At 50.2% G+C, this 11,799-nt stretch carries 9 protein-coding genes; 3 read left to right on the plus strand and 6 right to left on the minus strand.

Annotated features, from left to right (window positions below):
• Window positions 1–62: 62 nt before the first annotated feature.
• From AC5E51_RS15985 to AC5E51_RS16010, 6 genes are all read right to left on the minus strand, one after another.
• Window positions 63–560: a DUF6795 domain-containing protein gene (locus AC5E51_RS15985; protein ID WP_068436245.1), complete on the minus strand. Its 498-nt coding sequence runs from the start codon at window positions 558–560 to the stop codon at window positions 63–65.
• Window positions 561–854, minus strand: coding sequence for a PAAR domain-containing protein (locus AC5E51_RS15990; RefSeq protein WP_068436243.1), 294 nt, complete (start codon window positions 852–854; stop codon window positions 561–563).
• Window positions 855–856: 2 nt separating this feature from the next.
• Window positions 857–1,441, minus strand: a complete 585-nt coding sequence (locus AC5E51_RS15995; protein ID WP_068436241.1) for a DUF6931 family protein — start codon at window positions 1,439–1,441, stop codon at window positions 857–859.
• Window positions 1,442–1,452: 11 nt separating this feature from the next.
• Window positions 1,453–3,363, minus strand: a complete 1,911-nt coding sequence (locus AC5E51_RS16000; RefSeq protein ID WP_068436239.1) for a type VI secretion system Vgr family protein — start codon at window positions 3,361–3,363, stop codon at window positions 1,453–1,455.
• A 130-nt stretch (window positions 3,364–3,493) separates the two neighbouring features.
• On the minus strand, window positions 3,494–3,982 hold the full coding sequence (locus AC5E51_RS16005) for an Hcp family type VI secretion system effector (RefSeq protein WP_068436237.1): 489 nt from the start codon (window positions 3,980–3,982) through the stop codon (window positions 3,494–3,496).
• A gap of 345 nt (window positions 3,983–4,327) precedes the next feature.
• The gene (locus AC5E51_RS16010; RefSeq protein ID WP_068436235.1) at window positions 4,328–5,032 is read right to left on the minus strand and encodes a transposase; all 705 of its coding nucleotides are present in this window, start codon (window positions 5,030–5,032) and stop codon (window positions 4,328–4,330) included.
• A 233-nt stretch (window positions 5,033–5,265) separates the two neighbouring features.
• On the opposite strand from AC5E51_RS16010, the gene AC5E51_RS16015 reads away from it, so the two are divergent.
• The 3 genes from AC5E51_RS16015 to AC5E51_RS16025 all read left to right on the plus strand — a co-directional run.
• Window positions 5,266–6,138 carry a Stp1/IreP family PP2C-type Ser/Thr phosphatase gene (locus AC5E51_RS16015; RefSeq protein ID WP_301376872.1) on the plus strand — a complete coding sequence of 291 codons (873 nt, stop codon included), beginning with the start codon at window positions 5,266–5,268 and terminating at the stop codon, window positions 6,136–6,138.
• Between the two features lie 399 nt (window positions 6,139–6,537).
• Window positions 6,538–8,598 carry a ShlB/FhaC/HecB family hemolysin secretion/activation protein gene (locus AC5E51_RS16020; protein ID WP_491778818.1) on the plus strand — a complete coding sequence of 687 codons (2,061 nt, stop codon included), beginning with the start codon at window positions 6,538–6,540 and terminating at the stop codon, window positions 8,596–8,598.
• A 92-nt stretch (window positions 8,599–8,690) separates the two neighbouring features.
• Window positions 8,691–11,799 (plus strand): beta strand repeat-containing protein (locus AC5E51_RS16025; protein WP_491778819.1); only part of this gene is annotated, 3,109 nt, incomplete at its 3' end.

Raw genomic sequence — 11,799 nt, forward strand, 5'->3', positions numbered from 1 at the left:
GTTGGTGAAGAGTTTATCTCTTCTTGAGGTGTCCGGGGTATTCAACCAGAACACTGAACGTATTAGCTTGGTGGTAGAATTTCCAATTCCTCGTCACGCTCTGCATCCCATTTGCACTTTGTATAAAACGCGTTGCCGTCTATTTCAAAAACTTCCGGTCTGTCCGTAAGTTCACAGGTGACTATCCAAGGTTTTCCTAGAGATTCAGAAAATTCTTTCTCGCGACGCTTCACGCCACCAAGTATTTGGTGTTCCATACCATCTACATATACATAAATCTTCTGCGGGGAAACAAACTGACTGGGAACGAACTTCCTGATTGCATTGGAAATGGATGTGTCGAAAACAGAAGGCATGCTGAAGTAGCCATTTTCATCCGTCTTTGACTCGTCAATCCGTTCGTCTGAAACTCTCTTTATTCTTGCATTTGCAACTGGCTTGCCATTGAGCGTGATCGTGCCGGATATTGCTGAGAATAAGCACGTTTTATTGTTCTTTGACATCGCGTTAGCCCCTACGAATGCAATTATTAATACGATAAAAAGAGAAAGCTTCACCATTCACCCGCCCACCAAAACGGTAGGGCAGCCCAATACAATCTTACCGCCGTGAGCTGTTGAGTCTCCCATCCGCGCTGCAGGCTTATTGCTCATCAGGACGGTTGCACTGCCCATTACAATAGAGTCGGGAGGCCCAACGCAGACACACATGCTGCCCAGAGTCGCGGCAGGCATATTACCGATGAGCACCGTAGGTGCGCCCGGAGAGACAATAGGGCCACCAACGTGCGGTACCGGGCCGGATGACATCGGGCAGACGTGCATGTCAGTGATGCGTGAGGCTGGCTTTCCCATGATCAGGCTCCTTCGATCATGCCGTTTCCGCCACGGGCAAGATCGATGCCTTGAGCGAGAAACAGCTTATAGTTGTCTTCAATTTTTTCCGGGTCGATCGTGGCTGAGGCGAGTGTGATGCTGCCGGCCACTGCATGGGCGTATAGGTAGGCTGGTGGTGGTACTTCAGGTTCGCCCGGAGGGGTCATGCTTCCGGTACACCAACTTGCTGCAGTGGCCGCCCAGCTGGCTGCAGTTTTGTACTGTGTTTTTTCACCGAGTTCTTTGCAGCGCTGGCGATGGTCTTCTGTGGGTTTTCGAGCCCAGGTTTCGGTCGCCAACAGGGCATTAATGTTGTGTTCGTCGGTGTCTGGCTTTTGGGCTTTTCTCGCAGCGAGGCAGGCCCACCAGACAGCTTCTCGCTTAGGCAGGCCGTGGGCCAGTAGTTTGATGGCATCCTGGTAGTAACCTGCTTCCATCAAGCGCTCGATACTGATCTGCGGCGCTGTATCAGGAATCACGACATCAGCGGCCTCCGGCTCAGTTAATTCAAATTCTTTGAGCAGTTCGTCGGCAGTCAGCGCCTGTATTTTTATCAGCTGAGTCATGCTGTTACCACTTAGTTAATTTTGGTCAGGGCACCCTTCACCGTGAGTATGCCGCCGGCTGATACTTCGCCAATAGCGCTGGCTTTGGCTTTAAGCATGGTGCCTTTAATCTGAACGCCGCTCTGGTCGATTTTTATGCTGTTAGCGCCGACTTTCAGTTCGATTGAGGTCTTGGAGGTAATCTTAATCGCGCCCATAGCATCGATTGTTGACGTGCCTTTGCTGACTTTCAGGCTATGGTTCCCTGAGTCGACTTTGGTCGTCTGATTGCCCTTCGATACGGTCAGTGTGTCGTTGCCTTTACTGACAGTTGCTGTGCGATTCTGTTCTACGGTCAGCTTCTGGTCGTTCTTAACGGTAACGGTCTGATCGTTTTCGACGGTGCCGGTCTGGTCATTGTGAATGATCCAGTTGTGGTCTTTACCGGCTTCCATATAGATTTCTTCGCTGCCTTTTTTATCGTCAAAGCGCAGTTCGTTAAACTCACTGTCTTTGACCATGGTCTTCCAGCCGCTTTGTGTCGATGTGTAGTTCGGACCTGCGTTGGTTCCGTTATAAACAGCTCCTGTTACCAGCGGGCGATCAGGATCGCCATTGATGTAGCTGATGACTACTTCCTGGTCGACACGTGGTACGAAGTTAGCGCCCCAGCCTTTACCAGCGAATTGCTGCACGACTCGTACCCAGCAAGAATTCTGGGCACTGTTCCATGGGAAGGTAACTTTTACCTGGGTGAAAGTATCTTTAGAGCTGTCACTGCCTGTAGCTTTTACTTCACATACGGTTGCGACCTGAGGTGCGTGAACCTGGCGTCGGTAGGCATCGTGTTGAGGTCTCACCAGTGTATCGGATGGAACGCAGCTGAAACGGTTCGAGTTCTGGGTTGATTCGCCATTACCATCGCGGGCAATGATGCTGAGGTGAGTCACCAGGTACTTACCTGTTTCGCTGGAAATAGGGTGTTCAAGTTCAAAACGTGCACCCGCCGATAGGGCTATGATATTGCTCGTACCCTGTGCAACGTCGAACCCTGCTTCAACGGCTTCCATGCTGTTCTCAGCGAAGGACTTACTCTTAGCATCGATGAGAGTGTGCTCGCTATCTCCCTCGGGCTCCAGGTGGAAAGCACCATATCCCTGGGTAGTCAGACCTGAAATTTTATTCAGGTCTGATTTGGTTTTAACTGTCTGCTTGTGATCTTTACTCGTCGTGTTCTCGGAGTAATCACGGAATTCGAATGCATTTGTATGGTAATTAAAGGTCCGCTGCCAGCTGTGCACGGATGGAATGTCTGGCTGAACACCGCCGCCATCATATTCTGCTTTGGCCGCGCCTGAGTCGACGAAGTCCTGTGCGTCATCGACAAAGATAAGTTCATGTTCACCGTCTTTGTGTGTGAAGTAGTAGCTGATGCCTTCTTCTGCGAGCAGGCGTGATACAAAGGCAAAGTCCGTTTCTTCAAACTGAACGCAGTATTCACGTTCGGCAAACTTGCCTTTGGTATTCAGCTTGAATGAGACAACCTTGCTGTATTCTTTCAGAACTTCTTCGATGATCTTATCGGCAGTTTTCTTTTGGAAGATCCTGTTTTTCGCACCGAGTGTTGTGAACCATAGCCCTGGCACTACCTCAGCACGATATCGACGTAATCCTTCGTCGTTAACATCAAGCATTGCCAGGTGGTTGATGTAGCCGTGAATATAGCGTGATTCTTTCGTCTTTTCTGATTGCAGGCTGATAGTAACGTCTTTACCGAGAAGGTCTTTCTGAGCGATCTCGTGGTTGTCAGAATATAAGTCGAGGTGGAAGTGGAAAAGGTCTGAAATATATTCGTCACCGGTCAGCTCTGACACAATCATTGCGTCTTTACCTAACGGAGTCGTTATCTGAATAAGGCGGTTGTTCTGACTGAGTGCCGTCATGCTATATCACCACTGCGTTTGTGATGGGTAGCGTAATGAGGGGGCTACGCTTCCACTTGCGTTAGAATCCTTTAGAACAGAGCAGCCTGTTGCAGACTGCCCTGAGATGTAATGGGGTTAGGATACCCTATTACAGTGGTTTTGCAGTAGTCAGGTCGTAACCAACCTTCATGTTCTTAGTATTCTTGTTGGTCTTATCAGCGTGAGTCAGGTCAGCTTCGATTTTTGCGAAGCTCAGAGAGATAGACTCAGCTGGAGCACCGCCAGCTGCAGCGCTGATGCTGTAAGAAGAGATGATTACTTCTTCCAGAGTGTAGACAGCGTACTTTTCTACTTTCTCTGCACCAGTCTGAACAACGTGGATTTCTACCTTAACACCAGCGTCACCAGTAACAGATGACTTGAACAGGCCACCTGAAGCAGCGTCCAGTGGCTTAGTTACAGTCACTTCGCTGATGCTTGGACGAGATGCTTCACGGTTAGACATTGCACCCGCTTGCATGGTGATTGAGCGGCCAACGCCGAAGCTCATGCTATCAACTTCAATCCAGTTCTCGTAACCAGCAGCAGTTACGTTACCTTGTGGGTTGTTGCCGTTGAAATTCATGTAGATAGCCATTTAACAATTCCTCTGTATTTAGTTAAAGATTTCCTTCAAGCCTTGGCTGTGCGGGCTGATTTTCAGCGCTTAAACCACGGCCATATGGCAAGTGAGGCCAAGTTAAACAGATTAGACCCGAGACGAAAACCCCTGATTTTTTATTATTTATTCGACTCTGGCACGAATTTATAGCAGTTGCTTTCACGAGGCTGGCTGCAGACAGACAGGGCCTTTAACTACATGGGAGAAGCCAGTGATCAGTGAGCGGTTTGACTCTGACACGATTTATTAAAAGAAATTTTTTGCGATGATCGAGAAAATTACAATGATGCGTAATATTACGCCACTGGGCGTATTCGCCGATTAAGCGGTGGTGGGTTTTGACTTCTTCTTCGGGCGGCCACGCTTAAGTGGGCGTACCCGGTGGTTGGCAATTTTTTCAATTTTCTCGGTGAACTGATCTCCGCCGAGTACCTGGCCGAGTTTGATGGTTTCAGCAATATAGGTAAGCAGTCCGCGGTCGAATTCATAGCGGAATAGCTTACTGTACTCATTGGCACGCTCTTCGTAGGTATCGCCGAGCGCAAGGTACAGCCGGTGGTCCTCAAGAATTTTGCTCTTCTTTCGCCCAGTGTGGTGGTTGAAACTTGACCACTCGTAAAGCTCAGGACTCTCGACAATCCCTTCATGCATGGGTTTCAGTTCAACGTAGCGATAGCAGGTAAGCAGGTAGGCCTCGGAATCAATGACGCTGGACTTATAGCGGCCACCCCATAAGGTGCCCGAGCGCTGGTAACGGTGATTGACGTATTGAACGTAGCGACGGCCAAGTGACTGCATCATGGATGAAATTCCATTTGCGATGTTCGGTGTGGCAACCATCTGAATCGCATTGGGCATTAATACATAGGCATGAAGATCGACATCGTATTGCTCAGCCGCCTTCTGCAATGACGCCAGATAAAATTCGTAATCTTCGTCATCGAAGAAGCAATTCAGGTTGTTGTGGCCGACCTGAATGATGTGCTGGGGGATGTTGGCGATGTTGATACGCGGCAGTCTTGCCATGTCGAGTATGTGTCCCTGCTGACGGTGATTCCCTGAAGTTTCAGACGCTGCCACGCTGAAGTGAGGCCAATTATGCTGAACAGGTGTTGCAAAATCAACCAGAGGCGAATCAGGAAAAATTCTGTCACCGCTCAGCTTTTTTTGTTTTAATCGCTCGAGTCCACACAGAGCCGCTGTATCCGCAGCCTGCCCGGAGGGCGAGTGCTCTGTTCACTTGAGATATGGAAAATGGAATGAGCAGAAGCGTCTCTCTTGCAGTAAATGGTCGCACGGATATCGGCCAGATCAGGGAGGAAAATGAGGATGCAATTACGTGGTTTGCTCATCCTGATCAGCCATTCGCGTACGTTGTTGTGGCCGACGGTATGGGTGGTTACAGCGGTGGCGCGCTTGCCAGCCGGATTGCCATTCAGACGATCAGTCTTTGTTTCAGTCAGCTGATTACCCCGACGTTCCTTGCTTGTACCCCTGAGCAACAGAAACTGATGATTCAGTCTGCGGTTCGTAGCGGCATTCACAAGGCCAACTTGTCTATCATTGAAGCGAAAGCGGAGAACCCGGATTTTTCTCACATGGGAACGACGGTGGTTCTCTCTGTGGTGTGGCAGGATCAACTCACGGTGGCCCATGTTGGCGATTCCCGTGCGTATCACTGGAGCCTAAAGGGGCTGACGCAGCTGACCCGTGACCATAGCGTGGTTCAGGAAATGATTGATGCGGGTACGCTCACCGAGGAAGAGGCCAGAACCAGCGATGTGCGTAACCACATCACCCGTGCACTGGGGGTTCAGGAGGATGTAGAGCCCGACCTCAAAACCTACCGTTTAACTGAAAGTGCATTGCTGATGCTCTGTTCTGATGGCCTGACTGAGTATTTCGATAACGCCGAGCTGCAACATGTTCTGGCAACGCACCGTCCAGCACTCGAGTGTTGCTACCGCTTAATTGATGATGCGAATCACAGTGGTGGCCGCGATAATATCAGTGTCGGGATGCTTGAGGTTACCGTGGGTCCGAATCAGTCTGTAGCGCCTGTTATCTCAGTACCGAGTGGGCAGGGTGAAGATACGACCGTTCGCAGAAATCAGCCTCGTTCCGGGGAATAACTCTGTTGAGTGGCTACTCAATAATATAAATTCCCATTTCAGCCCTGCCTGACTTTCTGTCCGGCGAGCCTCTTTGCTGTGTGATTCTCTTTGGGTAAACTCCCGTTCAGAGATCGAATTCGTCTTTTATGTGTTTTAACAGGCCGGTATTCAAGCTCTGATCATGTTGCTATAATGCCGCCGATTTTTACCGGGTGTGGCGTCAATATAGCGTTGATAAGGCCCGATTTATGCGGCTCTGCCCCGAGCAGACCCTAAACGGATTGCAATTTCAGTAGGGCAAGGATGTCTCAGAATTTTCCTCATAGAGATCGTTACGTGGGCCGCTTCCCGGCTCTACTGCTTCTTGTTAAAACACAGATGTGTGCGGCCATGCCTGCACGTTTAAGGAACAGGGATATGTTGATTCATTCCAGCCTGGGTGCGTCCGTGCGCCGGGGTGTTACGTTGTCGTTACTGTCACTTTTTGCTTCTGGCGTGGTCCAGGCTGCAGACCCGGTCGTTCCCGGTGTTTCTGCGCAACAGGCATCTTCTTTACGTGATGTGTTTGGTATTAATGCGCCTGATGATCAGCCGGACGCAGATGAAGACTTCCGTCAGCGCTCTCGTCAGAAAGATCTGATGCCAAGCACGGATGGCGATATCCCAGATATTAATGACCGTGATGCGGGCCCCCGTATTCTTGTAAACAAATTCGCTTTTGAACGCCTGGAAGAGTTTCCTGAGTTTGGTATCACGCGCGAAGGTGTGCTGGCTGAAGCTGAGCGTTTGCGCATCGTTTATATGAAGGAAGACCAGCGTGGTGATGCTGGTTATACGCCGGATGAACTTCGTGAGATCACGGCATATCTGCGCGACATTGGCAGTGATTCAGACGTTGATGACCTGACTCATGAAGATATGCAGGCGCTGATTGAGTTAATCCGTGACCAGAAGCGGAGCCGCGGCCTTAGTTTTGCCGATCTGGAAGAAATTGCGAACCTGCTGACGATTTATTACCGCAAGCGCGGGCTGTTTCTGGCGCGTGTGCTTTTGCCAGCACAAGAAGTTGAGAACGGCGTAGTGACTTTTACTGTGATGGAAGGGCGCCTTGGTCAGCTTGAAGCTCTGGGTAATGAGCGTTACAGCGAGGAGCTGCTTGAGTCTCCGTTGGAGCATATCGTTGGTGGCATCGTAACCAGCCAGCAGGTTGAAGAAGCGCTTTATATTCTCAATGACCTGCCCGGCATGACACTGACCGGAGCATTCAGTGCGGGTAATAATCCAGGTGAAACACGGCTTCGCCTGGTGGTTCGTGAGGAAGATGATTTCTCCTATCTCGTGCGTTTGGATAATCACGGTGCTCGGTTTACAGGTAAAGCGCGCGCATACGGCAATATGCAATGGCATAACCCAGCAGGCATTGGCGACAATCTGAGCATAGGCCTGCTACGTTCTGAAGATATCGGCCAGAATGATTCGGGTGACGGCCTTGCAGACGAAATTGGTACGCGCGAAGCACACAGTAATCTCGGTCAGATCAGTTACTCTCTGCCTGTATTTAACCTGCGCAACCGGGTGTCGATCAGTGCCGACCGCAACACATTCGATCTTGTTGACGAAGATGGCGGCATTATCAACGCCCTGGAAATCAGCGGTGTAAATACTACCTACGCACTTCGTTATGACTATCAGATTCGCCGTACCCGTGACTTTAATATGTCGACTGGACTGGCAGTTACCGATAAAACCTCAACGGTAGAGAGCTATATCGATTTTCTGTCGACGGAAGATCATGTCGTCGCGGGTGAGTGGAACTTCTACATAGATGGTTTGAGTCAATCGGGTATTCGTATGCTCAACACCGCGAATCTCCGCGTTCAGTACGGTAGCTTCCAGACCGACGTTGTTGAGGGCGCTGATGAAAATTATGTGCGCACGGCGATTGATACCAGCTCGCTCTTCTTCATTCCTCTGCCATTTACCGAGAAATACAGCCGCTTACTGACCAGCGTTCGCCTTCAGCATACCGACCAGTCGCTCCCTTCGTTTGAGCAATTCAGTATGGGCGGCTCAACGGGCGTTCGCGGTTTTCAGGTCGGCGACTTCTCTGCTGATAAATCCGCATTTATAAGCAACGAGTGGTACTTCGACCTCCCTGAGTGGAATCTCTTCGGTAGAAATACGCTCAATGATGTATTCCAGGCCGGTATTTTATTTGATCTAGCTTACGGCATTCAGAACGGCGGCTTCATAACGGACAGCGGTACATTGGCAGAAGACGAATGGGCACAAATGAGTGCCGCTGGCCTTGTATTTAAAGCAACCTGGGGTTCGACCTTCAGCAGTAAAGTGTCTGTTGCTACCCCAGTATACGGCAAGTCGAGCCTGGACCCACAGGATGGTGACGCCAGTACCGAACCACTGAATAACAATCCTGATGCCATCGAAGTATTCGCTGACATCAACTTTTATTTCTGACGCACAAAAGCGCAGCGCCGGCGACCAGACAGCCGGTACACATGGATAAGCTACCGGAGGGCTCAGCCCTCCTTGCAATGAGAGCAGTGACAATGACCCACTACACGAAAAAACGCATTGAGACCGTATCAAACAGTTTCAGAAGAAATGCCCTGAGCGTTGCTATATCAGCCCTGAGTACCACCCTTGCCGGGGTACGTGATGGCCTGAAAGGTGGGGTGTATGTCACTTTAATTGCGGGGCAGGTAGTAGCGCCGGTAGCGTGGGCAGAGCTACCGACTGGCCTTACAAATGTTCAGGGGGGAACAATTAATGCGGACGCTGGTAATAGCGCGACAAGCGCGACATACGATGTCGATGGTACCCGCGTTTCTGCTGACTGGACGAGCTTTGGAATTTCCGATGGATCGTCGGTGACGTTCAATCAGCAAAATGTTAATTCAATACTTGTAAACCAGGTAACCGGCAATTCTTTATCGAATATTGCGGGTAATCTAACCGCCGATGGTCATATCATCCTTGTAAACCCCAATGGGGTTACGCTTACTGGCACATCCGTGATCAATGTAAATAGCCTTGCGGTAGCGGGTTTTTCTGGTGGCGGCGATCTTACCGATTTCTTAGACGGAACAATAGATAATCTGGACTTGGGCTCGGGATCGGGCGTCATTACGATTCAAAATGGCGCGAATTTAACTGGTGTAAATCAGGGGCTTGTACTGGTCGGCGGCTCAGTTTTGAACGAGGCGGATATTACCGTTTCCGAGTTTATAGGTATGGGCGCGGGTTCGAGCGGTACGATTACTTTTGATCCCGATGGAATTGTAGGTTTCGAAGTATCAGGTAATTTCGACAGTTCCGGTTCCGTCGATTCAAATGCCATTAAGAGTACGGGGGCTTTAACTGCCCAGCAGATTTTCTTAACAGCTCACAATGCATCCTCGATATACAACAACGCCATTAACCTCGAAGGTACTGCGACAGCCTCATCGATTAATATCGATGGGGATACCGTTAGGCTTGGGGCGGAGGTCACTTTAAATGGCGTTTCAGCTAGCTTAGATATTGATAATGACGGAAGCGCTGTTACAGAGCTAACGATTGGTAATAGTGCATCGGTCGACCTTGGCACAGATGGTCGGGCTACGGCTATCGCGAGCGAAGTTACTATCGAGAATGGTAACACTACATTAAGTAATGCTCAGCTGACTGGAGCTGACAATGAGATAACGCTCGGTACTGCAGACATCTCTATCACTGATGTTAATGATATTAATCTCGGTGGCGGCTCGATAGAGGGCACTACAGGCGCAGATACTTTTGATGTGACTGGCGCTAACGCTCTGACGTCTGCGGGTGTCGATTTCACTAATGTTGCCTCTGTCGATGCCGGCAATGGTGATGACCAGGTAAATACCACTGGCGCGACTTTAGTTAGTGATACGGGTGCCTCGGTTGATAATGCACTTACGACTCAGCTGATCGGATTTACTTCGGTAGAGAATCTGGATCTGGACAATGGTGCACTGGCAGGCAGTGATAAGGCTGACACCTTCGAGGTAACCGGTTCTACTCTGACAGCTAACGCAATTAGTGTTACTAATGCAGCCTCAGCAATCGATGCTGGTACTGGTGATGATGCTGTGACTGTTAACGATGCCAACTCAACGTTAACTGGCACTGATAACGCGCTGAACACAGCGAGCTATCAGTTCACTTCAGTGGAAACCGCTGACCTCGCGAGTAACGTTCTGACGGGCACGGCGAATGCGGATACCTTCGACGTGACTGGCGCAAATGCTTTGACCTCTGCGGACATCGATTTTACTAATGTTTCATCTGTGGATGCTGGCAATGGCGCTGACCAGGTCAACACCAACGGTGCGACACTGACGAGTGAAACAGGCATTGCAGTTGATAATGCTCTGATGACCCAACAGATTGCATTTAGCTCGGTAGAGAATCTCGATCTGGCGAACGGCACACTGGCAGGTAGTGATGCGGCTGATAGCTTTGAAGTAAACGGCGCTGCTCTGACGGCTAACGCCATTTCTGTCACCAATGCAGCGTCTGGCATTAATGCGGGCGATGGTGCGGATGTTCTGACGGTTAACGATACTAACTCAACGCTCACTGGCACGGACAATGAGCTCGATACCGCCAACTACGCGTTCTCGTCGGTTGAAACGGTAGACCTGGCTGATAATGCACTGACCGGTACGGCGAATGCGGATACCTTCGACGTCACGGGTGCTAACGCACTGACGTCTGCGGATATCGATTTCACTAACGTTGCTTCGGTGGATGCCAACGACGGTGATGACCAGGTCAATACCAATGGCGCGACACTGACGAGTGAAGCAGGCATTGCAGTTGATAATGCTCTGACGACTCAGCAGATTGCATTTACTTCGGTAGAGAATCTGGATCTGGCCAATGGCGCACTGGCAGGCAGTGATGCGGCTGATAGCTTTGAAGTAAACGGCGTTGCTCTGACAGCTAACGCTATCTCTGTAACCAAAGCAGCGTCTGGCATTAATGCTGGTAACGGTGTTGATAGCCTGACTGTTAACGATACTAACTCAACGCTCACTGGCACGGACAATGAGCTCGATACCGCCAACTACGCGTTCTCGTCGGTTGAAACGGTAGACCTGGCTGATAATGCACTGACCGGTACGGCGAATGCGGACACCTTCGATGTTACGGGGGCGAATGCGCTGACGTCTGCAGGCATTAACTTCAGTAACGTTGCAGCAGTCAACGCGGATGATGGTGTTGATCAGGTGAACACCGATGGTGCCGATGCGTCTCTGTTCGCAGAGTTGGGTAGTGCTGTTGATTACGCGCTCGAAACTCTGGGCATCATTTTCCGTGAGACAGAAAATGCGGATCTGAATGGCGGCACACTCGCCGGCAGCACTGAAGCAGACAGCTTTGAAGTGACTGGCACAACACTGACCGCTAACGAAATTAGTGTTACTAATGCAGCGTCAGCAATCGACGCTGGTACTGGTGATGATGCCGTGACTGTTAACGATACTAACTCAACGTTGACTGGCACTGACAACGCGCTGGATACAGCAAATTATCAGTTCACCTCTATTGATAGTGCTGACCTCACTGATAGCGTTCTGACAGGTACTTCTGGTGCAGATACGTTTGATGTGACTGGCGCTAATGAGCTGACCTCTGCGGATA

It is taken from the genome of Thalassolituus sp. (assembly GCF_984348125.1).

What these genes read in the sequence shown, in the direction of transcription:
- AC5E51_RS15985 (WP_068436245.1), bottom strand. Translation starts at nt 560, where the DNA reads ATGGTGAAGCTTTCTCTTTTTATCGTATTAATAATTGCATTCGTAGGG.
- AC5E51_RS15990 (WP_068436243.1), bottom strand. Translation starts at nt 854, where the DNA reads ATGGGAAAGCCAGCCTCACGCATCACTGACATGCACGTCTGCCCGATG.
- AC5E51_RS16020 (WP_491778818.1), top strand. Translation starts at nt 6,538, where the DNA reads ATGTTGATTCATTCCAGCCTGGGTGCGTCCGTGCGCCGGGGTGTTACG.
- AC5E51_RS16015 (WP_301376872.1), top strand. Translation starts at nt 5,266, where the DNA reads ATGAGCAGAAGCGTCTCTCTTGCAGTAAATGGTCGCACGGATATCGGC.
- AC5E51_RS16010 (WP_068436235.1), bottom strand. Translation starts at nt 5,032, where the DNA reads ATGGCAAGACTGCCGCGTATCAACATCGCCAACATCCCCCAGCACATC.
- AC5E51_RS15995 (WP_068436241.1), bottom strand. Translation starts at nt 1,441, where the DNA reads ATGACTCAGCTGATAAAAATACAGGCGCTGACTGCCGACGAACTGCTC.
- AC5E51_RS16000 (WP_068436239.1), bottom strand. Translation starts at nt 3,363, where the DNA reads ATGACGGCACTCAGTCAGAACAACCGCCTTATTCAGATAACGACTCCG.
- AC5E51_RS16005 (WP_068436237.1), bottom strand. Translation starts at nt 3,982, where the DNA reads ATGGCTATCTACATGAATTTCAACGGCAACAACCCACAAGGTAACGTA.